This window comes from Kribbella sp. NPDC051586, assembly GCF_044453965.1.
In the GTDB taxonomy this organism is placed as follows: domain Bacteria; phylum Actinomycetota; class Actinomycetes; order Propionibacteriales; family Kribbellaceae; genus Kribbella.
In genome coordinates, this window is the sequence record NZ_JBITDF010000001.1 from 1,387,806 (window position 1) to 1,412,511 (window position 24,706).

Annotated in this window: 24 protein-coding genes and 1 tRNA gene; 12 read left to right on the top strand and 13 right to left on the bottom strand. The window is 68.8% G+C overall.

The features are described from left to right. The first annotated feature begins 12 nt into the window (after positions 1 to 12). The 4 genes from ACIA58_RS06905 to ACIA58_RS06920 are packed head-to-tail and all read left to right on the top strand — an operon-like array spanning position 13 to position 5,006. On the top strand, positions 13 to 2,223 hold the full coding sequence (locus ACIA58_RS06905) for a family 43 glycosylhydrolase (protein WP_396402637.1): 2,211 nt from the start codon (positions 13 to 15) through the stop codon (positions 2,221 to 2,223). After that, positions 2,224 to 3,111, top strand: a complete 888-nt coding sequence (locus ACIA58_RS06910; protein ID WP_396402638.1) for a glycoside hydrolase family 43 protein — start codon at positions 2,224 to 2,226, stop codon at positions 3,109 to 3,111. Between the two features lie 59 nt (positions 3,112 to 3,170). Then, positions 3,171 to 4,073, top strand: coding sequence for a hypothetical protein (locus ACIA58_RS06915; protein ID WP_396402639.1), 903 nt, complete (start codon positions 3,171 to 3,173; stop codon positions 4,071 to 4,073). A gap of 15 nt (positions 4,074 to 4,088) precedes the next feature. After that, positions 4,089 to 5,006 carry a hypothetical protein gene (locus tag ACIA58_RS06920; protein ID WP_396402640.1) on the top strand — a complete coding sequence of 306 codons (918 nt, stop codon included), beginning with the start codon at positions 4,089 to 4,091 and terminating at the stop codon, positions 5,004 to 5,006. Here the strand turns inward: ACIA58_RS06920 and ACIA58_RS06925 are convergent. Next, positions 4,993 to 6,360: a PLP-dependent aminotransferase family protein gene (locus ACIA58_RS06925; RefSeq protein ID WP_396402641.1), complete on the bottom strand. Its 1,368-nt coding sequence runs from the start codon at positions 6,358 to 6,360 to the stop codon at positions 4,993 to 4,995. The two genes, ACIA58_RS06920 and ACIA58_RS06925, sit on opposite strands and share 14 nt — an antisense overlap. Before the next feature lie 68 nt (positions 6,361 to 6,428). On the opposite strand from ACIA58_RS06925, the gene ACIA58_RS06930 reads away from it, so the two are divergent. Continuing rightward, the gene (locus ACIA58_RS06930) at positions 6,429 to 7,106 is read left to right on the top strand and encodes a pyridoxamine 5'-phosphate oxidase family protein (protein WP_396402642.1); all 678 of its coding nucleotides are present in this window, start codon (positions 6,429 to 6,431) and stop codon (positions 7,104 to 7,106) included. Here ACIA58_RS06930 and ACIA58_RS06935 read toward each other — a convergent pair. The 5 genes from ACIA58_RS06935 to ACIA58_RS06955 all read right to left on the bottom strand — a co-directional run bounded on the left by ACIA58_RS06935 (position 7,103) and on the right by ACIA58_RS06955 (position 10,881). Continuing rightward, a complete protein-coding gene (locus ACIA58_RS06935; RefSeq protein WP_396402643.1) occupies positions 7,103 to 7,888 on the bottom strand; it encodes an ABC transporter permease in 786 nt (261 codons plus the stop codon). The two genes, ACIA58_RS06930 and ACIA58_RS06935, sit on opposite strands and share 4 nt — an antisense overlap. Continuing rightward, a complete protein-coding gene (locus ACIA58_RS06940) occupies positions 7,885 to 8,826 on the bottom strand; it encodes an ATP-binding cassette domain-containing protein (protein WP_396402644.1) in 942 nt (313 codons plus the stop codon). Before ACIA58_RS06940 ends, ACIA58_RS06935 begins: the two co-directional genes overlap by 4 nt. A 196-nt stretch (positions 8,827 to 9,022) precedes the next feature. Then, positions 9,023 to 9,547, bottom strand: coding sequence for an EXLDI protein (locus tag ACIA58_RS06945; protein WP_396402645.1), 525 nt, complete (start codon positions 9,545 to 9,547; stop codon positions 9,023 to 9,025). Between the two features lie 60 nt (positions 9,548 to 9,607). Further along, the gene (locus tag ACIA58_RS06950) at positions 9,608 to 10,222 is read right to left on the bottom strand and encodes a hypothetical protein (protein WP_396402646.1); all 615 of its coding nucleotides are present in this window, start codon (positions 10,220 to 10,222) and stop codon (positions 9,608 to 9,610) included. Positions 10,223 to 10,263: 41 nt separating this feature from the next. Then, positions 10,264 to 10,881 (bottom strand): PQ-loop domain-containing transporter, encoded by a 618-nt coding sequence (locus ACIA58_RS06955; protein ID WP_396402647.1) that lies wholly within the window; start codon positions 10,879 to 10,881, stop codon positions 10,264 to 10,266. Positions 10,882 to 10,962: 81 nt separating this feature from the next. Between ACIA58_RS06955 and ACIA58_RS06960 the strand changes: the two genes are divergently transcribed. Next, complete coding sequence (locus tag ACIA58_RS06960; protein WP_396402648.1) at positions 10,963 to 11,409, top strand: Lrp/AsnC family transcriptional regulator; 447 nt, start codon at positions 10,963 to 10,965, stop codon at positions 11,407 to 11,409. 148 nt (positions 11,410 to 11,557) lie between these two features. On the opposite strand, the gene ACIA58_RS06965 is transcribed toward ACIA58_RS06960, so the two are convergent. Then, positions 11,558 to 11,818, bottom strand: coding sequence for a cell division protein CrgA (locus ACIA58_RS06965; RefSeq protein ID WP_130445510.1), 261 nt, complete (start codon positions 11,816 to 11,818; stop codon positions 11,558 to 11,560). Between the two features lie 134 nt (positions 11,819 to 11,952). Between ACIA58_RS06965 and ACIA58_RS06970 the strand changes: the two genes are divergently transcribed. Continuing rightward, positions 11,953 to 12,690: a DUF881 domain-containing protein gene (locus tag ACIA58_RS06970; protein WP_396402649.1), complete on the top strand. Its 738-nt coding sequence runs from the start codon at positions 11,953 to 11,955 to the stop codon at positions 12,688 to 12,690. Between the two features lie 8 nt (positions 12,691 to 12,698). Next, the gene (locus tag ACIA58_RS06975; protein WP_396402650.1) at positions 12,699 to 13,316 is read left to right on the top strand and encodes an aminodeoxychorismate/anthranilate synthase component II; all 618 of its coding nucleotides are present in this window, start codon (positions 12,699 to 12,701) and stop codon (positions 13,314 to 13,316) included. A gap of 51 nt (positions 13,317 to 13,367) precedes the next feature. Here the strand turns inward: ACIA58_RS06975 and pknB are convergent, their stop codons facing one another. The 6 genes from pknB to ACIA58_RS07005 form a co-directional block, all read right to left on the bottom strand. Then, positions 13,368 to 15,203: a Stk1 family PASTA domain-containing Ser/Thr kinase gene (pknB, locus tag ACIA58_RS06980; RefSeq protein WP_396402651.1), complete on the bottom strand. Its 1,836-nt coding sequence runs from the start codon at positions 15,201 to 15,203 to the stop codon at positions 13,368 to 13,370. A 124-nt stretch (positions 15,204 to 15,327) separates the two neighbouring features. Beyond that, complete coding sequence (locus ACIA58_RS06985) at positions 15,328 to 16,782, bottom strand: peptidoglycan D,D-transpeptidase FtsI family protein (protein ID WP_396402652.1); 1,455 nt, start codon at positions 16,780 to 16,782, stop codon at positions 15,328 to 15,330. Next, complete coding sequence (locus ACIA58_RS06990) at positions 16,779 to 18,176, bottom strand: FtsW/RodA/SpoVE family cell cycle protein (RefSeq protein WP_396403317.1); 1,398 nt, start codon at positions 18,174 to 18,176, stop codon at positions 16,779 to 16,781. Before ACIA58_RS06990 ends, ACIA58_RS06985 begins: the two co-directional genes overlap by 4 nt. Beyond that, on the bottom strand, positions 18,173 to 19,573 hold the full coding sequence (locus ACIA58_RS06995; protein WP_396402653.1) for a PP2C family protein-serine/threonine phosphatase: 1,401 nt from the start codon (positions 19,571 to 19,573) through the stop codon (positions 18,173 to 18,175). Before ACIA58_RS06995 ends, ACIA58_RS06990 begins: the two co-directional genes overlap by 4 nt. 10 nt (positions 19,574 to 19,583) lie before the next feature. Next, a complete protein-coding gene (locus ACIA58_RS07000; RefSeq protein WP_396402654.1) occupies positions 19,584 to 20,066 on the bottom strand; it encodes an FHA domain-containing protein in 483 nt (160 codons plus the stop codon). A 10-nt stretch (positions 20,067 to 20,076) separates the two neighbouring features. Beyond that, on the bottom strand, positions 20,077 to 20,907 hold the full coding sequence (locus tag ACIA58_RS07005; protein ID WP_396402655.1) for an FhaA domain-containing protein: 831 nt from the start codon (positions 20,905 to 20,907) through the stop codon (positions 20,077 to 20,079). Positions 20,908 to 21,077: 170 nt separating this feature from the next. On the opposite strand from ACIA58_RS07005, the gene ACIA58_RS07010 reads away from it, so the two are divergent. The 4 genes from ACIA58_RS07010 to ACIA58_RS07025 all read left to right on the top strand — a co-directional run bounded on the left by ACIA58_RS07010 (position 21,078) and on the right by ACIA58_RS07025 (position 24,415). Further along, positions 21,078 to 21,161: transfer RNA gene (locus tag ACIA58_RS07010), tRNA-Leu, on the top strand. Between the two features lie 101 nt (positions 21,162 to 21,262). Continuing rightward, positions 21,263 to 21,838 carry a TetR/AcrR family transcriptional regulator gene (locus ACIA58_RS07015; RefSeq protein WP_396402656.1) on the top strand — a complete coding sequence of 192 codons (576 nt, stop codon included), beginning with the start codon at positions 21,263 to 21,265 and terminating at the stop codon, positions 21,836 to 21,838. A 1-nt stretch (position 21,839) separates the two neighbouring features. Then, complete coding sequence (locus tag ACIA58_RS07020) at positions 21,840 to 22,595, top strand: ABC transporter ATP-binding protein (RefSeq protein WP_396402657.1); 756 nt, start codon at positions 21,840 to 21,842, stop codon at positions 22,593 to 22,595. After that, complete coding sequence (locus tag ACIA58_RS07025) at positions 22,580 to 24,415, top strand: hypothetical protein (RefSeq protein WP_396402658.1); 1,836 nt, start codon at positions 22,580 to 22,582, stop codon at positions 24,413 to 24,415. The genes ACIA58_RS07020 and ACIA58_RS07025 overlap by 16 nt, the downstream gene beginning before the upstream one ends. Positions 24,416 to 24,706: the final 291 nt, after the last annotated feature.

A 24,706-nucleotide genomic window follows, 5' to 3' on the forward strand; every position in this document is an offset into this window, starting at 1 on the left:
AGGGACCGCCCTGTGCCTTCGAAACGATTGCTCGCCGCAGCACTTGCTGTCGTCGCCGCAGCGGCCGGTACATCGGCCGCCACCGCGGCGCCGGTCGTGACCACCACCAACCCCGTCACCTCGAGCTTCGCCGACACCTTCGCCGACCCGTCGATCATGCAGGGTCGCGACGGCTACTGGTACGCGTACGCCACCTCCGACCCGCTGGTCGCGAACGGCCCGTTCGGCCTGATGCACATGGCCCGGACCAAGGACTTCAGCTCCTGGGAGTACCTCGGCACCGTCTTCAGCGACCAGACCAAACCCGCCTGGGCCGCGCCCGGCTCGTTCTTCTGGGCTCCGGACATCCGGTACTTCGGCGGCCGCTACGTCATGTACTTCACCGTCACCGACACCACCGCCAACGCGGGTGGTGATCCCGCCATCGGCGTGGCCACCGCCCCGACGCCTGCCGGACCGTGGACCGCGAGCGACGGCCCGGTCGTGGCGCCGCGACCCGACGGCAACGGCGGCTATCTCGGCACCATCGACCCGGCCGAGCTGACCGCCGCCGACGGCAAGCGGTACCTGTACTACGGCGGCTTCAACGGCGGCATCTCCGTCACCGAACTCTCCCCCGACGGCATGCACGCGGTCGGCGCCCCGACACAGGTCACGATCGGCGACCGCTACGAAGGTTCGTACGTCGTCTACCGCAACGGCTGGTACTACTTCATGGGCTCGTCCATGAACTGCTGCGCCGGCCCCACCACCGGGTACTCCGTCTTCGCCGGCCGGTCGCGCTCGCCACGCGGCCCGTTCGTGGACGCGGACGGCGCCAAGCTCACCGACTCCCGGGTAGGCGGCACCACGGTCATCACGCAGAACGGGAACAAGTGGATCGGCCCCGGCCACCACGCGTTCATCACCGACGCGGCCGGCCAGGACCACATCGTCTACCACGCGATCGACCGCGGTACGCCGTGGCTGACCTCCCCGTTCGGGGTCAACCGGCGACCGATGCTGATCGACCAGATCGACTGGATCGACGGCTGGCCCCGCACGCGCGCCGGCCTCGGCCCGTCCGAGGGCCCGGTTTCCGCGCCAACCACCGGCTCGTCCCTGGGCATCGACTCCACCGATCCGGCCGGAGGTCTGTTGGGTGCGACAGCCAACGCCGGCGACACCGTCGGCGGTCCGACCGCGTCCATCCACGGTGTGGCCCGGACTCGCGCCTCCGCGCCCGGCGGCTCCCTCCGCGTGGAAGCGGACGTCAAGCTCGGCACCTCCTTCACCACAGTCCTGGGCAATCAGGTGGTGGCGACTGTCGTGGGCAATCGTCTGACAGTGGCCGTCGGGCGCCGTACGACATCGGTGAACTTGCCGGCCGACTTCGACCGCACCCAGTGGAACAAGCTGTCGGTGCAGGTCTCGGGCTCATCCGTGACGGCACGCCTGAATGACGCCGGCCTAGGAGATGTTTACGGCGAGGCGCAACTCAGTGTGCCCGGGCTGAAGTTGGGTGCCGCGCCGGTGCGATGGGCAGGGTCGGCCGAGGTCGACAACCTGACCGTCCGGCCCGTTGCCAAGCCTGTCACGAAACTCGCTGCGGTGCCGCACACCGGCAAGCTCCTGGCTGGTGACGACTTCAACGGGGCGCTCGGGGCGGACTGGTCGTGGGTACGCCAGGACGACAACGCCACCGTTGCCGACGGCAACCTGAGCTGGCCGTTGGAGAACGCGGACATGGTCGGCAGCGGGAACAACGCCGGTCTGCTGCTGCACGCCACGCCCGCCGGGAAGAGCTGGATCGCGGAGACCAAGCTGCATCTGGACACCGGCATCGACGACGTACGCAACTACCAGCAGGCGGGGATGATCGTCTACCTGAACGACGACGACTTCGCGCGGCTCGGCGACGTCGCGATCTGGAAGACCCGGCAGACGGAGTACGGGCGCGAGTTGGTCGCGCGGCCGTCGGACGGCGCCACGTCGTACGGCGCGGCCGCGATCGGCCGGACCGCACCGACGATGTGGATGCGGATCGCGTACCACGAGAACGCCGCCGGCGAGCACGTGTACCGGGCCGGCACGTCGGTCGACGGGAAGAACTGGACCTGGGGCGCATCCTGGGTCCTCCCGGCCGCCGCCCGCGTCGGCCTGTTCGCCCACGGCGAGTTCACCGGCGCCAACCCACCCCCGGTCGCAACCTTCGACTACCTGAAGTTCTACGAGAGCAAGTAGATGTTTACCAATCCGGTGTACGACGGCAGCTTCGCGGATCCTCAGGTCGTTGTGGTGGGCAACGAGTATTACGCCTTCGCGACCAACGGGCCGCTGGGTAACGTGCAGACGTTGACGTCGCGTGACCTGGTGTCGTGGGAGCCCGTTGGTGACGCGCTGCCGTCGGTGCCGGATTGGACCTCGCCGGGACGGGTGTGGGCGCCGGAGGTCGCCGTACATGCGGCCGACCGCTACGTCATGTACTACACGTCGCGCGACACCGCGGCCGGTGTGCAGGCCGTCGGCGTCGCGGTGGCGTCCACACCTACAGGTCCATATGTCGACAAATCGCCACGACCGTTCGTCAGTCAGGCCGACGAGGGCGGCTCGATCGACGCGTCGCCGTTCCAGGACTCGACCGGCCGGCGCTGGCTGTACTGGAAGAACGACGGCAACGCGATCGGCGTGGACACCTGGATCTACGTGTCCGAGCTGTCCGACGACGGGCTCACGCTGATCGGTCCCGTGCACCGGATGATCAAGCAGGACCTGCCGTGGGAGGGCAACCTGGTCGAGGCGCCGTACATGGTCGAGCGGAACGGGAAGTTCCACCTCTTCTACTCGGGCAACGCCTTCGACAAGGCGACGTACGCCGTCGGCCACGCGCTGTGCGACTCCCCGACCGGCCCGTGCACCAAGTCCGGTGACCCCATCCTGTCGAGCTCCCCCGACGCCGCCGGCCCCGGCCACAACATGGTCCTCGGCAACTGGTTCGTCTACCACGCCTGGAACCCGGCCCAGGTAGGCACCGACCCCAAGGGCCGCACCATGTGGTTGTCCCACCTGACCTGGGACGGCGACAAACCCGTCGTACAACCACCGCTCGGACAGAATCCGCTCGATCCCTAACCTTTCCGGTCCCGCCCGCATCTGGATCTGTGCAAGGACCAGTTCCGGGAGGGATCGTTATGCGACGCACTGTTGTGTCGGGCTTGGCGGGGGCTGTCGCGCTGACGGCGGCGGCATTCGTGCCATCGGCGTACGCCGCCGGGTCGGCGGCCACCGCGGCCTGTTCGCTCGTGCCGGGGTCGGTGCTCGACAGTGGAGCACAGGACAACGGCGGGATCACAGTGGGCTACCCGGCGCGCAACGTCGGGCTGCCCGGACCGATCTTCGGCGTCTTCGCGCCGGGAGCAGTCCGACTCGGTACGACGTTCACCAGCGACGCGTCCAACCTCGGCGCCACGAACCAGGGCTGGGTGGTGCAGGGCGACTCCTTGTACTACCGCGTCTACTCGATCGACACGATGAACGAGCTGGTGCCCGGCCTGCCGAACGTGACGCAGCGGATCGGCGGTGGCTGGTCGAACTTCACCGCGTTGGAGGTCTCGCAGACAACCGCGCGTACGACGGCGTACGGACTGCGCAGCGACGGGACGCTGTTCCGCTGGTCCGTCATCGGCAACACGTGGCGCGGTACCGGATCGGCGCCGGGGTTCGCGGCGGTGAAGTCGATGGCACTGATCAGCAAGACGGCGACGTACGACACGTTCCTCGCGAACACCCGCGGCGGCGCGCTGTACACCATCCACGTTCCGACCTCGGGATCGTTGAAGCCGATCGTGAAGCCGGTGCGCACCAAGACGTGGCAGGGCTTCGAGAAACTGCTTGCGAGCAAGTGCGGCAACTACGGCACGCTGCTCGTCGGCATCGACAAGGACACCAGGACCGCTCACTGGTACGCCGTTGGCCGCGCCAACGGTACTGCAACCGTCATCAACCAGCTCAGCTCGTCCGGCCCGACCTACAAGGCGCCGGTCTACTTCCGCTGGGGTGGAACACCTGACATCGACTCGCTCAACGGCGAGTAAGGACTTGGAGGAGTTTTGAACCGCAGAAAGTTTGCCGCGGCACTGGCCGGCGCCGTGGCATTGAGTGGTGCCGTGTTGGCGCCGTCGGCACACGCCACCGGTGCCGGTACGCAGAGCGCGACCGCCGCCTGTGGGCAGGTCGTGGGATCGGTCACCGCGGCCGGCGCTCACACCGGCGCCACGGTCATGGCCGGGACGCCGCCGACGACAGGCGCGCCGGGCAGCACCGCCGGTGTCTTCAAGCCGGGACAGGTTCGCCTCAGCACCACCTTCGTCAGCGAGCCGAGCACCGGGGGCGTGGACCGCTCCGGCTACGTCGTGGAGGGCGACAGCCTCTACTACCGGTCCTACAACTTCAACGAGGGCGGGGACGCCCACGTCCGCATCGGTGGCGGCTGGTCGAGCTACACGGCGTTGGAGGTCGCCGAGTACGCCGAGGAGCCGGGGACCACCTCCTATTACCACCGCATCGCGTACGGACTACGCAGCGACGGCACGCTGCTGCGCTGGAACCTGATCGGGAGCGGCTGGCGCAGTGCCGGTTCGGCGACCGGCTTCGCCTCGGTCAAGTCGATGGTTCTGATCAGCAAGACCCGGACGTACGACACGTTCCTCGCGAACACCCGCGGCGGTGCGCTGTACACCATCCGGATCCCGATCGCGTCGCCGATGAAGCCGATCGTGAAGCAGGTCCGGACCAGCACCTGGCAGGGCTTCGAGACCCTGATCGCCGGGAGGTGCGGCAAGTACGGCACGCTCCTGATCGGCATCGACAAGGACGCCCGGACGGCCAACCTCTACGCCGTTGGCCACGCCAACGGAACGGCGACCGTGATCAACAGCCTGGGCAAGGTTGCGAACGGCACCTATGCCGACCCGGTCTATTTCCGCTGGACCGTCTACGCCCCGGGCGACCAGCTCAACGGCGACTGAGGACCTCGGTCAGAATCGTCAGGGCGCGGTGCAGATCGGACGTCGACGGAGTCGCGTAGCCGATCACCAGCCCTGGCGGTCCTGGCACCGTACGCCGGTACTCCGAGAGCGGCGCGATCACGACCCCCGCCTCGCGGGCCTCGGCGGCGAGGCGGAGGTCGTCGGCGCCGTCGGGGAGCAGCAACGTGATGTGCAGACCGGCGTCCTGGCCGATGACCTGCCCGTACGGCGACAGGGCCGCGACCGTGTGGGTACGCCGGTCCGCGTACAGCCGGCGCCCGCGCCGTACGGCCTGGTCGAGGTAGCCGTCGCGGAGCATAGCCAGCATGGCGGCCTGCATCGGCCAGCCGGGCCAGTCGCCGGAGTTGGCCCGGAACGCGGCGAGGCGATCGACCGTCTCCTCGGACGCGACCAGCCAGCCGAGGCGGAGCGCGGGGCTGATCGTCTTCGACAGCGTGCCGAGGTGGATGACGCGCTCCAGATCCAGCTGGGCCAGCGCGGGCAGCGGCGCGACGTCGTACCGGAACTCGCTGTCGTAGTCGTCCTCGATCAGCAGCGAGCCGGTCCGGCGCGCCCAGCGGATCAGTTCGTTGCGCCGGGCAACAGGTAGCCGGCCGCCGAGCGGGTACTGGTGGGACGGCGTGACGTAGACCGTGGCCGCGTCGTCGGGCAGCGCGCCGACCTGCAGGCCGTCCTCGTCGACCGGGATGTCGACGATCTCGAGCCGGTGGTCGCGGGCGGCGACGACCGCGTTGAGGTAGCCGGGATCCTCGATCGCGATCCGGTCGCCTGGCCGGCGGGTGACGGTGAGCAGCAGGCGCAGGCCGTGGATGGTCCCGTTGGTCACGAGCACGTTCTCCGGTCCACAGGCGATACCGCGGACCCGGGCGACGTGATCGGCGAGCGCTGCCCGAAGCGCAGGCAGTCCGGCCGCGTCGTCGTACCCGCCGGGTGGGGATTGCGCGGACACCTCACGCCAGGCGCGGCGCCAGCCGGGGTCGGGCGTCGGGGCGATGTACGGGATGCCGGGGCGGAGCGTCAGCAGCTTGGCGCCGGGGTTCGGTGGGTGTGGGGTGCGGCGCCGTACGGCGGGCTGCAGCGGGACCACGTCCGTGACGAACGTGCCGGCGCCGGTCCGGCCCTCGATCCAGCCCTCCGCGTGCAGCTGGTCGTACGCCGCCTGGGTGACGGACCGGGAGACCGACAGGTCCCGGGCGAGGTCCCGCGTGGACGGGAGCCGGTGACCGGCCTGGAGCCTGCCGTCCAGCACGGCAGCCCGGACCTGCTCCGCCAGCTGCAGGTGCAGCGGGAGCCCCGCAGTGCGGTCGATGGTCAGCGGGAGCGAGCTCTCCACGAATGGACTACCTGATTCGAACGGGAATGGACCGTGCCAGCATGCCACTTCACCAGCACTCTGATCACATGACCAGTCCAATGCAGCCGACCGCCCGGACACAACTCCGCCGCTCGAAGGAGCGTGCGGCCATCGATCGGGAGGAGTTGTACGACGTACTGCTCGACGGGATGTTCTGTCATCTGGGCGTCGTGGTCGACGGCGATCCGCTCGTACTGCCGACGGCGTACGGCGTGGATCTGGACCGCGGGCCGGACGGGACGCTGTACCTGCACGGCTCGGTCGCCGCGCGCAGCGTGGTCGCGGCGCCAGAGCAGACCATCTGCGTCACCATCACGCACACCGACGGCCTGGTGCTGGCGCGGTCCGCCTTCCACCACTCGGTGAACTACCGCTCTGCTGTCATCTTCGGCGTACCGCGGCTGATCACCGACCCGGACGAGAAGCTGCACGGTCTGAACCGGATCGTCGACCACCTCGTCCCCGGCCGGTCGACCGCCGTACGCCCGCCGAACCGCAAGGAGCTGGCCAAGACGTCGGTCCTCGCGCTCTCGCTCACCGAAGCCTCGGTGAAGACCCGCTCCGGCCCCGCCAACGACGACGAGGAAGACCTCGACCTGCCCTACTGGACCGGTGTGATCCCGCTCCACGTCGTCGCCGGCGAACCGGAGAACAATCCTGACTGCGACCTGCTCGTCCCGGCCCACGTCCGCACCCGCGCGAACCTGATGGGCGCACCGTCCTAGGCCACAGTCCCCTTGTTATAGCTCTTCTGCGCCCAGAAGAAGCCGACGATCGCGATCGCCACGCACCAGGCCAGGGCCAGCCAGCCGTCGCCGCTGTCCATCGGCGTACCCAGCAGCAGGTGCCGCAAGGTATCGATGATCGGAGTGAACGGCTGGTACTCCGCGAACCACCGGATACCGCTCGGCATCGCGTCCAGCGGGATGAAGGTGTTGCTGAGGAACGGCAACAACAGGGCGATCGGCAGCACGATGTTGCTCGCGCTCTCCGGCGTCTTGCTGGTCAGCCCGAGGGCGATCGCGAACCAGGTCAGGGCGACGGTCACCGCGATCAGCAACCCGGCCGCCAGGAACCACTCGCCGACCGACGCGTTCGGGCGGAACCCGATCAGGACCGCGAAGCCGACGACCAGGCCCAGGCTCGCGATCGTCAGGATCACGTTGCCGAGTACGTGCCCGGTCAGCACGGCCGGCCGGAAGATCGCCATCGTGCGGAACCTGGCCACGATCCCTTCGGTCATGTCCGTGCAGACCGCGACCGCGGGCGACATCGTGCCGGAGGCGATCGACATCAGCAGGATGCCCGGGGTGAGGAAGTTGATGTACTCGCCTCGTCCGCCCCCGCCGCCGAGGCCGTTCGAGAACGTGTTGCCGAAGATCAGGCCGAACAGCAGGATCATGATGACCGGCATCCCGAGGGCGCCGAGGGACAGGCCCGGGTACCGCTGGGCGTGCCGCAGGTTGCGGCGGAGCATGGTTCCGGTGTCTTGCAGTGCGTAACTCATTGCGCGGCCACCTTCTCTGTGGGCTGACCGGTGACGGCGAAGAACACGTCATCCAGGTCGGGGGTGTGGACAGTCAGCTCGTCGACCTCGAGCGAGGCGTCGTCGATCCGGGCCAGCAGGGCGCGCAGCGCGTGCACGCTGCCGTCGTTCGGCACCTGCAGGACCAGCGACTCGTGATTCGGTACGGCGGTCGGCAGCACCTGCCCGGCCAGCGCGAACGCGTCCGGTGAGGTGAACCGCAGCCGGATGTGCCCGCCTGGTGCGAGCCGCTTGAGCTCCTCCGGCGTACCTTGGGCGACCAGCAGCCCGTGGTCGAGGACGGCGATCCGGTCGGCCAGCTCGTCGGCCTCGTCGAGGTACTGCGTGGTGAGCAGGACAGTGACGCCGCCGGCGACCAGTTCGCGGATCATCGTCCACATGCTGTGCCGGCTGCGCGGGTCGAGGCCGGTCGTCGGCTCGTCCAGGAAGATGATCCGCGGGCGGCCGACCAGCGTCATGGCCAGATCGAGCCGGCGTTTCATGCCGCCGGAGTACGTCATGGCCAGCTTCTTGCCGGCCTCCACCAGGTCGAACTGCTCGAGCAGCTCGTCTGCCCGGTGCCGGGCCTCCTGCTTGCCCAGGTGGTACAGGTCGGCCATCAGGATCAGGTTCTCCCGGCCGGTCATCAGGCCGTCGACGGCGGAGAACTGGCCGGTGACGCCGATCGCGGCGCGGACCGCCTCGGGGTTCTGGTGCAGGTCGTGGCCGGCCACCCGGATGTCGCCGGCGTCGGCGGTGACGAGGGTGGACAGGATCTGCACCGCGGTGGTCTTGCCGGCGCCGTTCGGGCCGAGCAGGGAAAAGATGGTGCCTTCGGCAACGTTCAGGTCGATGCCGTCGAGCACGAGTTTCTCGCCGTAGGACTTGCGCAGTCCGGCGACGTCGATCGCTGCTGACATGAGTGTTCCTCACAGGTTTCAGGGCAGGGGGTACCCACCCAGGTGGTTGGTGGTCGTTTCAGGCGCGCTCGTCCGCCCCGCGACCGGTCAGGCCGCCGGTGGTGAAATCAGCGCGCCCCGCTCCCGACGCTGAAGGCGCCGCGCTCGCACCTATTCCCGGCGCCGAAGGCGCCGTGCTTTGTACTTTGTCTCGGGGTTAGATGTCGAGGTCCTCGACTGCCGGTTGGTTCGCGGCTTCTTCGACCAGTTCGTAGAGGTCTTCCGGGATCAGCTCGCGGAGCTCCTCGACCGTGTCGACGATGTCGAGCGTGGCCTCGCCCTGCGCCATGCTCCAGGACTGGTCGCTGCTCCAGTTGCCGATCCAGGAGCGCCAGCCGGACAGGTAGCGCTCGTCGTCGCCGCTGACGGTGAACTGGCTGCGGCGATCGGCGTGCAGGACGAACTTGCCGGTCCGGCTCCGGTAGACCTTGAAGGCCTCGTACCCGGTGCTGCTCGACCGGCCGCCCTCCGCGAGCAGTACGCCGGAGAACCGCTGCTTGCGGCCGGTGCCCCGGCCCACCCGCACGGTGATCTCGTCGTACCCCTCGAGCCGGCCCTCTTCCATCTCGACGTACTTGCGCAGCGCGATCGAGATCGCCGAGGACAGGTTCCCGGCGAGCTCCTGCGCCTTCTTGTACAGCGGCAGGTCGTCGTCGGACACGTAGATCGTCTTGTTAGGCATCGCTGTCTCCTCCTACGTAGAACTATACGCAGAAGGCTACGCACATGTCTACATATATCTCTACGTAGATGCAGGCGAGTACAGCCAGGGCTCGGTGAGGTCGAAGTACTCCGGCGGCTCGGCGTCCAGCGCATTCAGCTCGTCGACCTCTGCCTTCAGCTCCGCCGGCGGCTCTTTTCGCTCGCCCTCGCGCGCCTCCGCCTCGGAGGTGAAGTAGAACGCCGAGGTGAAGCCGCCGTCGTCGTACAGGGAGAACACGCTGCCGAGGAGGTCGGGCCGGAAGCTCGCCCATTCGCTCGGGTCCTGGTCCATCAGGCTGCGCACGCGCTCGGGGTCCGTGGCACGACCGCGAAGGATCTGGACGAATCCTGCCGCGGCCGGATCACCGACCAGACCGACGGACACCTCCTCGGTGTCGTGGAAGGTGGCGCCGTCGCTGAGGAACGAAGAGAACTCGTGCCACCACTTGTCCTGTGCGGGCGACTCGCTGTTGCGCCGCGCGGCGTCTGCGGACTCGAAGCGGGCCAGCGCGATGAATCGTCCGTCCGCGGTGACGCCGGCAGTGGTCCCCAACCAGCCGGATGCCTCAGGCGCGAGCTCCTCCATCCACCGATCCATCGCGGCGTGCGCCTGCTCGGCGTCGGTGACCTGCCCCTGGATGACCTGTACGAACATGCTGCGACCTCCCCGGTCTCCCCCAGGTCGCGTTTTCGACGCTACGCCTGCGACGTCGCCGGGTCGATGGTGTCGATCGCGACGGGTGGCAGCCGGTTCGCCTGGTGGGCTCGGTTGAGCATCAGGAGGCCGGCCAGGACGCCGGTGGTGCCGAGGGTGATCAGGCGGGGATCGGTTTTCCACAGGCCGAAGAGCAGCCAGCAGCTGAGCTCGCCGATGACCAGCGTCCAGGTGCCGGCGGAGATGCCGGTCGGCCGTCGGGTGCGGTACGCCGTCCACAGCGAAGGCGTGACCTGGACGATCGAGGCGGCGGCGAGGAGGATGCCCAGGCCGACCCGGCCGCCGACGACGGCGGCGAGCGCGAGCAGGCCGGCCCACCCGCAGATCCATCCGATGGCGCGCCGGTTCAGGGCGCCCCGGCGTACCAGCATCACCGAGACGGTCCCGGCCAGCGTGCTCGCGGCGGTCGACGGCAGGCTCGCCGTCCAGTAGCCGGAAGCCATGAAGTAGCAGAACCAGGCCGCGTTGTTGATGCTCGTGAGCGTCGCCCACGACCAGGAGACTCCGGCCGTGTCACCGGTCCGGCGGAGTTTGAGGATCTGCGGAAGGTACTGCGGGATGCCGAAGCAGGCCGCTCCGATAGGCAGAAGGTCGAGCATGGCGCAAGATTACTGCTGAATCGACGAACTTATCGTGCCAATTCATGCTCTGCTGGATCCCGTAGGGATAGAATCTGTGCCGTGGATGCGATTGATCGCAAGATCCTTGCGGTGCTGCAGGCGGAGGGTCGGCTGACGGTCACCGAATTGGCCCAGCGGATCGGTTTGAGTGCGGCGCCGTGTCATCGTCGGTTGCGGGAGCTCGAGCGCGGAGGCGTGATCTCCGGGTACCGCGCCGTCGTCGATCCCGGCGCGATCGGGCACGGGTTCGAGGTGCTCCTGGCGGTGACGATGGACCGGGAGGAGTCGGTCGCCGGCTTCGAGGCCGGGCTGGCGGAGATCCCGGAAGTGGTCCACGCGGAGCGGCTGTTCGGCGAGCCGGACTACTTCGTCCGGGTGGCGACCGCGGACATCGCGACGTTCCAGCGGCTCCGGGACGAGCGGCTGGCGCGGCTGCCGGGTGTCCAGCGGATGACCTCCACCATCGTGATGAAGAAGGTCGTGGACAACCGGCCGCTGCCGACGTGAACAGTGTGGAAACTCATCCAGTCAAACCTGAGTTATCCACAGATTTGAGGCAGTTCGGGGCGGATTTGGTGGAGAACCAACGGTCAGCTTGGGGACAACTCGCCCGAATCGGTGTGCACAACTGGGGATACGGGTGTGGATAACTCCGTCAGACCCACTGGGTGGAGACGACGAAGCCGACCGCGATCAGGCCCATGCCGATCAGCAGGTTCCAGTTGCCGAGGTCCTTCATCACCGGGATGTCCTGGCCGGCCACGTAGAAGACGACCAGCCAGGCGAGACCGAGCAGCCAGCAGAACAGCATCAGCGGCGCGACCCACACCCGGCTCGTGGTACGCGGCCTCTTCGGCGTCTTCTCGACCTTGACCTTCTCGGTCTTCTTCTTGTTGCGACTGCTCGACTCGGGCACGACTGAACTCCTTGTAAGGACGGACGCATAAGCTGACCGCTACGACCTGTGCGGGTCCGGTCCGGGTTAGCGTAGTGCAGAGAGCAATGTGGAGATCACGGGTGCGTAGGTTGAGGCGGATTTCGCTGTGGCGCGTGGGGGCGCCATTGGCGCTGCTGTGCGCCGGTCTGCTGTTCGCGACCAGTGCCACCAACGCTCGTGGCACGGACCTACGGCCCAGTCGCAACACTACGCTCGCGGGCCTGGTGGAGGAACAGAGTCGCCGCAGCGCCACGCTGGTCCGGCAGCACGCCGCGCTGACCCACGACATCGAGGCGCTGCAGGCGCAGCAGGGATCGATCGACCCGACGCTGGCCAAGCAGTTCGAGGACCTGTCCGAGCAGGTCGGCACCCGCCCGGTCGTCGGCCCGGGGCTGACGGTGACGCTCCGCGACGCTCCGCCCGAGGTCGTCAAGGAGAACCCGGACGTCGACGAGAACTGGCTGGTCATCCACCAGCAGGACATCCAGGCCGTGGTGAACGCGTTGTGGGCCGGCGGCGCCGAGGCGATGACGATCCAGAACCAGCGCGTCGTCTCCACCACCGGCGTCAAGTGCGTCGGCAACTCCGTCGTACTGCACGGCGTCCCCTACCTGCCGCCGTACACGATCAGCGCGATCGGTGACCGGCGGAAGCTGCAGAAGGCGCTCGACGACTCGCAGTACATCGAGAACCTGCAGGACTACGTGGTGAAGTTCCAGCTCGGGTACGACGTGAAGAGCGAGTCCTCGATGTCGATGCCGGCCTACGAAGGCACCCTGGACCTGCAGAGCGCGACCGTTCCCGGCTACGAACGGACGCCCTCGGCGAGTCCGACCGTCACCGGGCGATAATGGTCGGCATGCCGCGGATCCTTGTCGTCGACAACTACGACTCCTTCGTCTACAACCTGGTGCAGTACCTGCAGCAACTGCAGGCCGACACCACCGTGCTGCGCAACGACGAGGTCACCCCGGACCAGGTCGGTGAGTACGACGGCGTCCTGCTCTCCCCCGGTCCCGGTACGCCGGAAGAGGCCGGCGCCTGCGTGGACATCGTCAGCGAGAAGGGCGGCGAGGTCCCGATCTTCGGGGTCTGCCTCGGTCTCCAGGCGATCGGCGTCGCGTACGGCGGTGTCGTCGGCCGGGCGGACGAGCTGCTGCACGGGAAGACCAGCCAGGTGTTCCACGAGGGCGCCGGCGTACTCTCCGGGCTCCCCTCGCCGTTCACCGCGACCCGGTACCACTCGCTCGCCATCGCGGAGGACTCCGTACCGGACGAGCTGCAGGTGACAGCCCGGACCGAGGCCGGCGTGATCATGGCGGCCCGGCACCGCGATCTCCCGGTGGAAGGTGTGCAGTTCCACCCGGAGTCGGTGCTGACCGAGGGCGGTCACCGGATGCTCGCCAACTGGCTCGCGATCTGCGGCGACCAGGACGCGGTCGCGCGCTCCGTCGGTCTCGCCCCGGTCGTCAGCTGACCTCGTAAACGACAGAACCCCCGGAGCAGTCGCTCCGGGGGTTCCGTTGTCTCATCCGCCGATCGTGATGCCCGGCGTGGTCGGTGTGCTCGGCGTGTCCGTCGGCTGGCTCGGCGGCGGGGAGCTCGGCTCGTCGAGCTTGTTGACCGTCAGCGTGATCAGCGATCCCTTCGGCGCCTTGCTGTTGGCCTTCAGGGACTGCTGGAGCACCTGGCCGTCAGCGGCGTTCGGGTCGTTGCCGAACACGTACCCGACCCGGAAGCCGGCCTGCTCCAGCGTCAGCTTCGCGTCGTCGTACGACTGGGTGACGACGTTCGGCACGTCGACGTCGGTCTTGCCGCTGGAGATGGTCAGCGTGAACTCCTGACCCGACGGGTACTGACCGCCCGGGTCCGGGCTGACGGCGAGGACGATGCCCTTCTTCTGGTCGCTGTCCTGCTCGACCGCCTTGTCCTTGACCTTGAAGTTCGCGGCCGTGCCTTCGATCGCCCTGCGGGCCGAGGACTCCGACTTGCCGATCACGTCCGGCACCGGGAACGCGCTCCGCCCGGACGAGAACACCACGGTGACCGTCGAACCCTGCTCGGCCTCGGTCCCCGGCTCCGGGGTCTGCCGGATCGCGGAGCCGCGGCCGACAGTGTCGCTGGTCTCCGACGGTCCCTGCGCGAACCGCAGACCCTTGTCGGTCAGCAGCGCGGTCGCGTCGGCCACCGACTTGCCGCTGACGTCCGGCACGGCGACCTTCGCCACCGGGGTGTTGGTCGCCCCGCCACCGGCGTTGTCGTCCTTGCCCAGGTTGGTGAACAGCGCGTAGGCGCCGACCGCGATCGCCACGATCGCCAGACCGAGCAGGAAATACGCCAGGCCGCGGTTGCGCCGCGACCGGCCGTCGTCGTCCTCGTCCAGCTCGTCGCCGCCCGGCGGGAGGATGTCGTTCCCCGCGGTCTGGCGGTAGGTCTGCGTGGCAGCCGCCGCGACCGTGGTGGGCGCCATCGCGCGGGTCTCGGCGACGGCCGCCATCGGTGCGGTCACCTGCTGGCCGGCCAGCACCCGGTGGATGTCGGCCCGCATCTCGGACGCGCTCTGGTACCGCTCCTCGCGGTTCTTCGCCAGCGCCTTGAGGACGACGGCGTCGACCTCCGGCGGGATGTCCGGGTCGAACGACGACGGCGGCAGCGGCTGCTCCCGGACGTGCTGGTAGGCCACCGAGACGGGCGACTCGCCGACGAACGGCGGGCGCCCGGTGAGCAGTTCGTACAGCAGGCAGCCGGTCGAGTACAGGTCGGAGCGGGCGTCGACGGTCTCGCCGCGGGCCTGCTCCGGGGACAGGTACTGCGCGGTGCCGATCACGGCCGCGGTCTGGGTCATCGTCGAGGACGTGTCGGCGACCGCGCGGGCGATGCCGAAGTCCATCACCTTGACCTGGCCCTGCGGGGTCAGCATCACGTTTCCGGGCTTGATGTCGCGGTGCACGATGCCGGCCCGGTGGCTGTAGTCGAGCGCCTCGAGCACACCGGAGGTGATCTCCAGCGCCCGCTCCGGCATGATCTTGCGGCCCTCGCGGATCAGGTCCCGCAGCGTCTTGCCGGTCACCAGCTCCATCACGATGTACGGGATGGTGACGCCCGAGCCGTTCGGGTCGGGCTCCTCGCCGGTGTCGTAGACCGACACGATGGTCGGGTGGTTCAGCGAGGCGGCCGACTGGGCCTCCCGGCGGAATCTGGCCTGGAAGGTGGCGTCGCTGGCCAGATCGACCCGCAGCCGCTTGATCGCGACCGACCGGCCGAGCCGGTTGTCCACACCCCTGCGGACCTCGGCCATGCCGCCGCGGCCGAGCGGTTCGCCTTCTTCGTATCGGCCGCCGACGAGACGTGCCTGCGATGTCATGACCTCAGCCTTCCAACCCTGTCTGTGAGACACAAAAACACACTCAACTTGCCCACGGTAGCGGCCGCCACACGTGGATCCCCGTTGGAAAGACGCGCCGTGACGGCATCATTCCGTATCGTGCTCATTGGCCCAGCACCGCCTCCATCACCGACTTGGCGATCGGGGCGGCCAGCTTGCCGCCGGCGATGTCGTCGCGGGCGATGTCGGCCTTCTCGATCAGCACCGCCACGGCGATCTTCGGGTCGTCGGCCGGCGCGAACGCGGTGAACCAGGCGAACGGCGGGCGGTCCTTCGCGGTCTGCGCCGTACCGGTCTTGCCGGCCACCTGCACGCCGCTGATCTGGCCCGGCTTGCCGGTGCCGTTGTTGACGACGTCGACCATCATCGCGGTCAGCTGCGCGGCGACCTCCGGGGTGACCGCCTGGTGCAGCGACTCCGGCTTGGTCTCCGAGACCGTCTTCAGGTCCGGGGTCTTCACGTTCTGCACGAGGTACGGCTTCATCACCTCGCCCTTGTTCGCGATCCCGGCCGCGACCATCGCCATCTGCAGCGGCGTGGCCCGGACGTCGAACTGGCCGATCGCGGACTGCGCGGTCTGCGGCTCGTTCGGGTCGCCGGGGAACTGGCTGGTGGCCACGCTCGGCAGCTCGGCCAGCGGCCGCGCGCCGAAGCCGAACTTGGCGGCCTGCTCGCGCAGCGCGTCCGCCCCGAGCGTCAGACCGACGCTGCCGTAGGCCGTGTTGCAGGAGTACCGCAGCGCGATCGTCAGGGTGGCGTTGTTGCTGCCGCCGCAGTTCTTGCCGTCCTCGTTCACCAGCGGGACGGTCGTCTGCGGCAACGGCAGTTCGGCCGGCGAGTTCACCTTCGTCTCCGGCGTGAACTTGCCGCTGGACAGCGCGGCGGCCGCGGTGACCAACTTGAACGTCGAGCCCGGCGGGTACAGCTCCTGGGCCGCGCGGTTCGACAGCGGCCGGTCCTTGTCCTCGTTCAGGCTCTTCCAGGCGGCATCGACCTTCGCGCTGTCGTGCGAGGCGAGCCGGTTCGGGTCGTACGACGGCGTGGTCGCCATCGCCAGGATCTTGCCGGTCTTCGGCTCGATCGCCACCACCGCGCCGGTCTTGGAGCCCAGACCCTTGTACGCCGCCTGCTGCGCCGCCGCGTTCAGCGTCAGCGTGACGCTGCCGCCCTGCTGCGGGCGGTTGCTGATCACGTCGATGATCCGGCGGAACGCCATCGACGGGTCCGAGCCGTTCAGCTCGGAGTTCATCGTCAGCTCGATCCCGCCGCGGCCGAACCGGTACGAGTAGAAGCCGGTCACCGGCGCGTACACCGGCCCGGACGGGTACGTGCGCTGGTACTTGAACCGGTCGTTGGACGGTTTGCTCTGCGCGACCGGCGTACTGCCGATCAGGATCGGGCCGCGGTTCACCGAGAACTGCGAGTCGCGGACCCGGTTGTTGTCGTTGCGGCCGTTGATCTCGTTCGCCCGGAACGCCTGCAGGTACGTCGAGTTCGCCATCAGCGCGAGCATCAGGATGATGGCCGCCACGGCCAGTCGTCGGATCGCCGAGTTCACTGCTTCTGCACCGCCATCGCGATCGTTTCGTCGGACACGGGAGCGGCCGGGGTCTGCGGCCGCCGGGCCTGGTCGCTGATGCGGAGCAGCAGCGCGATGATCGCCCAGTTCGCGACCAGCGACGTACCGCCGAGGGCCATGAACGGCGTGGCCAGACCGGTCAGCGGGATCAGCCCGGTCACCCCGCCGACGATCACGAACACCTGCAGCGCGAACGACATCGCCAGACCGGTGGCGATCAGCTTGCCGAAGATGTCCCGGCAGCCGAGCGCGGTCCGCAGGCCGCGCTCGATGATGAGGGTGTACACGAGCAGGATCGCGATCAGCCCGGTCAGGCCGAGCTCCTCGGCGAACGAGGAGATGATCATGTCGCTCTGCGCGTAGAGAGTGGCCTCCGGGTGGCCCTGGCCAAGGCCGCGGCCGAGGATGCCGCCCCAGGCCTGACCCATCAGCCCGAGCTTCACCTGGCCGCCGTCGATCGCCCACGGGTCCAGCCAGTCCGTGACGCGGCGGTGCACGTGGCCGAACGTCGCGTACGCGAAGTACGCGCCGCCGATGAACAGCAGACCACCGATGATCAGCCAGCCGGCCCGCTCGGTGGACACGTACAGCAGGAACAGGAACAGGCCGAAGAACAACAGCGACGAGCCCAGGTCGCTCTCGAACACGAGCACGCCCAGGCTGACCGCCCAGGCGATGCCGATCGGGCCGAGGTCGCGGGCCCGCGGCAGGTCGAGCCCGAGGAACCGGTGCCCGGCCAGCGTCAGCACATCGCGTTTGACCACCAGGTAGCCGGCGAAGAACACGACCAGGCAGATCTTCGCGAACTCACCGGGCTGGAACGACATGCCGGCCAGCCGGATCCAGATCCGGGCGCCGTTCAGGTTCACGCCGAGGCCCGGGATCAGCGGCAGGACCAGGAGCACCAGACCGGCCAGGCCGGCGGTATAGGTGAGCGCCTGCAGCCGGCGGTGATCTCTGATCACAAGGATGACGACCAGGAACAGCACGATGCCGACGGCGGTCCAGGTGATCTGCTGCGGCGCCGCTGGGGATTTCGGCGTGGCGCCCCTCGCCTCGGCGACCAGCGCCAGGCCGAGGTCGATCCGGTGGATCATCGCGACGCCGAGACCGTTCAGCAGCACGGCGCAGGGCAGCAGCACAGGGTCGGCGTACGGCGCTCGGTAGCGCAGCGCGAAGTGGGCGATCAGGGCGAGCAGGCTGATGCCGGCGGCGTAGTACCCGGTGCTGGCGGGGACTTCGTTCTGGACCGTGATGCCGATGTTCACGTAGGCGCCGACCGAGACGCCGATCGCGATCACGAGCAGCAGCAGTTCCACCCCGCGCCTGGTGCGCGGAATGATCTGGATGACGGAGGTGGAGGCGTAGCTCATCGGACTCCGTCGCAGTCGTCCGGACTGCCGGGCGTCGCCGTACTGCTCGGGCTGGTCGGAGTCGTCGAGACCGGAGCCGTGACCGGCGGCTTGGAGACCGGCGGCTTCGACGCGGGCGGAGTCGAGACCGGCGTGCTCGGCTTCGGCGTGGGGGTGGGAGTCGGTTTGGTCTTGGCGGCGCACTCGGCAGCGGTCTGCTGCAGCTCCGCGACGATCGACCGGGCACCGGCCAGGTTGTCGGCCTGGATGTTGCCCTCCACCTGCTCGCGGCTGTACGTCGGGAGCTTGTCGACCTGCAGCGGCTGCCGCTCGTACACCTTCGACAGCGTCAGCCCCGGAAGATCCGCCTCGACGCCCTTGAAGATCGCGACGTAGTCGCCGTCGGTGCCGACGAAGTACTGCTTCTGGGTCCAGCTGTAGGCGAACCAGGCGCCGCCGCCGATCAGCCCGAGGATCACCACGAGTACGGCGATCCGCCGCAGCCACGGGAACCGCTTCGGCGGACGCGGCGCGTACCGCAGCTCCTCCGGGTCGAGCGCTGTGCCGTGGCCACCGCCGCCGTGGCCCTCGCCGCCACCGGTGCGGACGGCGGCCGTCGGCTCGCCGCGGCCGGTGCTGCCCTGGGCGAGCTCGGCGGCCGCGCCGACCAGCTGTGGCTGTGTGCCGCTCGCGGGGTCGGTCTCGACGACGTCCGCGACCACACAGGTGACGTTGTCGTTCGAGCCCGCCTCGAGTGCGTGCGTGATCAGCTCGACGACGACGGAGTCCGGCGTACCGGAAGCCATCGAGGCGGCGATCACCTCGTCGCTCACGTAGTCCGGGAGGCCGTCGCTGCAGAGCATCAGCCGGTCGCCGGCCTGCACCTCGAGGATCTCCAGGTCCGGATCGGAGTCCGGGCGGCCGTCGAGCACCCGCAGGATCAGGTTGCGGTGCGGGTGGCTGAAGGCCTCCTCCTGGGAGATCCGGCCCTCGTCGACCAGCGACTGCACGAAGGTGTGGTCGTGGCTCAGCTGGTACAGCCGGCCGTCCCGCATCCGGTACGCGCGGGAGTCGCCCAGGTGTGCCAGGCCGAGCTGCTTGCCGTCGAACATCAGCGCCGTGACGGTCGAGCCCATGCCCTCGCGCTCGGGGTCCTCCTCGACCAGCTCCGACAGCCGCTCGTTGGCCCGGTGGACGGCGCCGGCCAGCGCCTCGATCATGTCCTCGCCGCCGATCTCGGCGGTGTCCAGCCGCCGGATCACCTGGACCGCCGCCGCGCTGGCCACCTCGCCGGCGGCCGCGCCGCCCATTCCGTCCGCGAGCAGCAGGAGGTGCGGACCGGCGTACGCCGAATCCTCGTTGTTGCGGCGCACCCGTCCGACGTCGGACAGTGTGGCGTAGTCGAGCGACAGGGTCATCGAGGCAGGCCTACTTCGCGATGTTCAGCGTCGTCCGGCCGATCCGGATCGAACCGCCGATCTCGGCCGGGACCGGGCGGGTCACCCGCTGGCCGTCAAGATACGTGCCGTTGGTGGAGCCCAGATCCTCGACCCACCACTGGCCCTCGGAGAGGAACAGCCGGGCGTGCCGGGTGGAGGAGTAGTCGTCGTCCAGCCGGATCTGGCAGTCCGACCCGCGGCCGATGATCACCGGCTCCTCGGCCAGCGAGGCGCCGACACCGGCCTGCGGCCCGTCCGCGATCGTCACCGACGCGGGCAGGCCCTTGCGCTTCTTGGCCGGCTTGGCGGGCTTCGGCGTCCGGGAGGCCTGCGGTACGACGGCTGCCGCCGCCCGGCTGTCTACCTTCGCGCCGAACAGGTCGGACCTGATCACGGACAGCACCGCGAGGACGAACATCCACAACAGGGCCAGGAACCCCAGTTTGATCAGGGTCAGGGTCAGTTCCGACATGGACTTGCGGTCACCACCCGCTGCTGGGCGGCTGGGCCATCGGCTCGTCCGCGAGACGCAGCGTCATGGTCGTGTTGCCGATCCGGACGGTCGAACCGTCGACCAGCTCGGCCTCGGTGCTGCGGCGGCCGTTCACCAGGGTGCCGTTGGTGGAGCCGAGATCGACCAGCACGACGCGGATGCCACCGGGGCCTTCCGGCATCAGCCGGATCTCGGCGTGCCGCCGGGACACGCCCGGGTCGTTGATCTGGATGTCCGCGTCGGTGCCGCGGCCGAGGACGACGCCGGGCGGGTTGACCGGGCGGCGACGCCCGTTCACCTCGAGCATCACCTGCGGGTGGCCGCGCCGCGGCGACGGCTGCGGCTGGTACTGGGGCTGCGGCGGGCTTACCGGCTCGGGCGGCACGTAGGGCTCCTGCTGGTAGGGCTGGGGCTCGGGCTGCTGGTAAGCGGCCGGGCGGCGTTGCGGCGTCCCGACCGTCTCACTGACCACCCGGAACTTACCGGTCGGGAGGTCGTCCTGCTGGACCAGCTCGATGTCGATCGGCCCGGAAAACGTGTACCGCTGGATGTCGGCGTGGTCCCGCAGTTCGTTGGCCAGTTCGTGGTTGAGGGTCCGGCCGTACGCGTTCAGCCGCTCGAAGTCGTCCGGACCGAGCTCGACGGTGAAGTGGTTCGGCACCAGCCGCCGGTCCCGGGACAGGATCCGCGCGGTGTTGTCGATCTCACGCTTGAGTGCCGCCGCGAGTTCGATCGGCTCGACGTCACCCTTGAAAGCGCGCGCGAAGACACCGCTCACAATGCCTTCCAGACGTCGCTCGAAGCGCTGTAGCGGTCGCACGCCTCCTCCTCCACGGTCGGTACGCCAAAGATCGTCCACCGGTCGAGGCGGACACACCGGGTACGACGATCGATCGTATCGGGAGGTTCGACCGAACCCGCAATGTGAAGCACCGGTAGAACCCGTGCTACTGTTCCTTCTCGTCGCCGGGAGTACCATCCGGCGACTGCGCGCGGGTGGCGGAATAGGCAGACGCGCACGGTTCAGGTCCGTGTGCCCGAAAGGGCGTGGGGGTTCAACTCCCCCCTCGCGCACAAACAAAGTCCCGGTCGACTCGACCGGGACTTTTGCGTTGCCCGGGCCTATTTCGTCCTTTCGGATGACCTTGTCTGAAGGTGCGTGTTAGGTTTTGAATATGCGTTCAGGAAATCGGACCTTCATCGAGCTGGCGCGGCGGGAGCAGTTGGCCCGGTGTGCGGTCGAGGTGATTGCCGAGGCGGGGGTGGCCAAGGCGTCCATGGCGCGGATCGCCGAGCGGGCGCGGGTGAGTGTGGGCGTGATCTCGTACCACTTCGGCAACAAGGCGGGGCTGATCGACGCCGTGGTGGGCGAGGTGGCGCGGAGCGCGGTGGAGTTGATGGAGCCGCTGATCGTCAGCCAGCCGACGGCAGCGTTGGGGCTGCGGGCGCTGATCACCAGCAACCTCGAGTTCATGCGGCTGCACCCGGACGGGATCAAGGCGCTGCTGGACATCATCCGGGCCGACCAGGGCGTGTACGCCGCGCAGGGCGGCAAGGCGGTCGAGGACGTGCAGAAGGTTCTGCACTGGGGCCAGCGCACCGGCGAGTTCCGGGAGTTCGACACCCGGGTGATGGCGATCTCGATCCGGTCGGCGATCGACGCCGTGCCTCCGATGATCACGCCGGACCTGGACCTCACGGCGTACGGCGAAGAGCTGGCGGACCTGTTCGAGCGAGCGACTGGAGTCTGACGTGGAGCAAGCACTCGAGTTGGACGGGCTGACCAAGGTGTTCGGGGATCAGCGGGCGGTCGACGATCTGAGTCTGAGCGTGCCCGCCGGGTCGTTCTTCGGGATGCTCGGGCCGAACGGTGCCGGCAAGACCACGTCGCTGTCGATGGCGGTCGGGCTGCTGCGGCCGGACGGCGGTACGGCCCGGATCTTCGGCGTGGATGTGTGGCACGAGCCGACGAAGGCCAAGGCTCTGGTCGGTGTGCTGCCGGACGGGCTGGCGATGCCGGAGCGGCTGACCGGGCGGGAGGTCCTGACGTACTTGGGCCTGCTGCGTGGCCTGCCCGAGGCCGAGGTCAAGGCGCGTACGGCTGAGCTGCTGGGCGTCTTCGAGCTCGATCACGAGGACGACAAGCAAGTGATCGGGTACTCGACAGGTATGCGGAAGAAGCTCGGCCTCGCGGTCGCGCTGTTGCACGCGCCGCGACTGCTGGTGCTGGACGAGCCGTTCGAGGCGGTCGACCCGGTGTCGGCGGCAACGATCCGGACGATCCTGCACCGGTTCATCGCCGGCGGCGGCTCGGTGGTGATGTCGAGCCACGTGATGGCCCTCGTGGAGCAGTTGTGTGACCGCGTCGCGGTGGTCGCGGACGGCAAAGTGGTTGCCGCAGGCACCATTTCGGAGGTGCAGGCCGGCGGCAGCCTGGAGGATGCGTTCGTGACGCTGGTCGGTGCGTCGACGCGCGGCGCCGAGGGGCTGACGTGGCTCTCGCACTGACATACAGCACCTCGCACACGCTGGTCCGGATGCGGCTGGCCGCGTTCCGGCACGCGCTCAAGGACCAGCTCCGGCTGACCTGGATCGTCACCGGCGGGTTCGTCGGCCTGGTGCTCGCTGGTGGCACGATCTGGGTCGCGGCGAAGGGCGACGGCGACGTACTGGTCGTGGTGCTTGCGATCTGGATGCTCGGCTGGGTGGTCGGTCCGCTGTTCACGGGTGGCGGCGACGAGACGCTCAAGCCGGAGTACTTCACGATGGTGCCGCTGCCGCCGCGCACGCTCTCCACCGGACTGCTGGTGGCCGCGCTGGCCGGTGTGGCGCCGGTCATCAGCCTGATCGCCCTGCTCAGCTTGGTGATCGCAGGCGCGAATGTCGCTGCGGCTCTGGTCGCCGTGCCTGCGCTGCTGCTTCAGCTCTTCTGCTTCGTCCTGGCGTCCCGGCTTGCCGTCGCGGTGTACGGCGTACTGCTGCAGGTGCGGGCCGGTGCGGTGATCGCGGCGCTCGTCAACGCGTTCATCCTGGCGTTCACTGCGCAGGGATGGGCGCTGATCGTGGCGTTCGTGTCGACCGACGTGCAGGGCACGATGGCCACGGCGGCGCGGATCGCACCGTCCGGCTGGGGTCTGGTGGCCGTCGAAGCGGCCGGACGCGGCGACTGGCTCAGAGTGCTTGCGGCACTGGGCGGACTGGTGGTGCTGGGTGCGCTGATGCTCCTGGCGTGGTCAGCGCTGCTGGTGCGTCGGACAACTGCGTCGAGGACTGGCGGCAAGGTACGCCGGCCGCTGAGCGGGACCAATCCGCAGAATGGTGCAGCTGCCAAGGAGTTGCGCTCGTGGACCAGGGACCTGCTCTACGGGCACAAGGCCGTGTTCGCCATCAGCTACGGGCTGTTCTTCTGCACGATGCCGCTGGCGATCGGGTGGACGGCGATGCTGCCGTGGGCCGGTCCCGCTGCGATCGTGATGGCCGCTGCGATGTCCGCCAACCTGTACGGCGCGGACGGTACGGCGTTCTGGTCCACGCTGATGACCCCCGGCGCGAGCGGGCCGGACGTACGCGCCCGGCAGCGAGCCTTCCTGTTGGTCTTCGGTCCGATCACGCTGGTGATCACCCTGTTGCTGACGTGGTGGTCCGGCTACGCGAGCGCCTGGCCGCTGGTGCTGAGTGTCCTGCCCGCACTGCTGGGTGGTGCGGCCGGTCTGGTCGTGGCCAGTTCGGTGTACGCCGCCGTGCCGACGACTGACGCGCATAAACGGTCGGGCAACCCGCTGAACTCAGGTGAGAACGAAGGCGAGACGATGGGCATCGTCTACGTGATGCTCGTGCTCGTCGCGACGACGTCAGCCCCGGCTCTCATCGTGGCGCTCAACGCCGAGTGGTGGGGCGTGCCGACCGGCGTACTGTCCGGAGTGCTTGCTTGGTGGTACTTCGGCCGCCTGGCGATCCGGCGTCTCGATCGACGTGGCCCTGAGCTCCTCACGCTGCTCAGGCACGGCCGATCGCCCGCGGAGCAGGCCAGGAAGACCGCAGGGTTCGACGCGCTGCCCAAGTGGAAGCGGACCGCTGCGGGTATGTGCCTCGGGTTCGCGGCGATCCCGCTGTTCCCACAGGCCGTCGTTCCGGCGATCTTCAAGCTGACCAGCAACGGCAGTACACGGTCCTGGTTCCTGGCGCTCTACCTGACCGGACTGTGGCAGTGGGTCGTGATCGTGCTGATGGCCGCGTTGGGCCTGTCGATGTACGCCTTCGGAGGCCTTACCTACTACCGCGCGAAGAAGCGCGCTCCGGATGGGTCGGTCGCGGCAACCGCAGGCTAGGCGCCCCGCGGTGTCTGGCGACCCGCGCGGTGGGCGCGACGGTTCGGTGGTTGCGCAGCATCCAGACAGCAACTGCGGCCGCGGCGATCAGGCCGGCGACCCCGGCGTAGTCGGTCAAGCTCATGATCATTCTTCTCTCCAGGGCGGTGGGCGCTGCGCTGTTCGCAAACCCGCCCCACCAACCCGATGAGGGGCGGCGAGTTCCGCTGGCGTCTGACCGGAAAGTGACGGGTGCTCAGTCCGTCCGTGATGGCATGGAAGTGTCGTGGCTGAGTAGTGCCAATGGGAAAG

Bases quoted from the DNA above. Each gene is read 5' to 3' on its own strand.
- ACIA58_RS06935 (WP_396402643.1), bottom strand. From the start codon at position 7,888: ATGAGTTACGCACTGCAAGACACCGGAACCATGCTCCGCCGCAACCTG.
- ACIA58_RS06975 (WP_396402650.1), top strand. From the start codon at position 12,699: ATGCCGCGGATCCTTGTCGTCGACAACTACGACTCCTTCGTCTACAAC.
- ACIA58_RS06940 (WP_396402644.1), bottom strand. From the start codon at position 8,826: ATGTCAGCAGCGATCGACGTCGCCGGACTGCGCAAGTCCTACGGCGAG.
- ACIA58_RS06995 (WP_396402653.1), bottom strand. From the start codon at position 19,573: ATGACCCTGTCGCTCGACTACGCCACACTGTCCGACGTCGGACGGGTG.
- ACIA58_RS06910 (WP_396402638.1), top strand. From the start codon at position 2,224: ATGTTTACCAATCCGGTGTACGACGGCAGCTTCGCGGATCCTCAGGTC.
- ACIA58_RS06945 (WP_396402645.1), bottom strand. From the start codon at position 9,547: ATGCCTAACAAGACGATCTACGTGTCCGACGACGACCTGCCGCTGTAC.
- ACIA58_RS07015 (WP_396402656.1), top strand. From the start codon at position 21,263: ATGCGTTCAGGAAATCGGACCTTCATCGAGCTGGCGCGGCGGGAGCAG.
- ACIA58_RS06915 (WP_396402639.1), top strand. From the start codon at position 3,171: ATGCGACGCACTGTTGTGTCGGGCTTGGCGGGGGCTGTCGCGCTGACG.
- ACIA58_RS06990 (WP_396403317.1), bottom strand. From the start codon at position 18,176: ATGAGCTACGCCTCCACCTCCGTCATCCAGATCATTCCGCGCACCAGG.
- ACIA58_RS07000 (WP_396402654.1), bottom strand. From the start codon at position 20,066: ATGTCGGAACTGACCCTGACCCTGATCAAACTGGGGTTCCTGGCCCTG.
- ACIA58_RS06955 (WP_396402647.1), bottom strand. From the start codon at position 10,881: ATGCTCGACCTTCTGCCTATCGGAGCGGCCTGCTTCGGCATCCCGCAG.
- pknB (WP_396402651.1), bottom strand. From the start codon at position 15,203: ATGACATCGCAGGCACGTCTCGTCGGCGGCCGATACGAAGAAGGCGAA.
- ACIA58_RS06930 (WP_396402642.1), top strand. From the start codon at position 6,429: ATGACCAGTCCAATGCAGCCGACCGCCCGGACACAACTCCGCCGCTCG.
- ACIA58_RS06950 (WP_396402646.1), bottom strand. From the start codon at position 10,222: ATGTTCGTACAGGTCATCCAGGGGCAGGTCACCGACGCCGAGCAGGCG.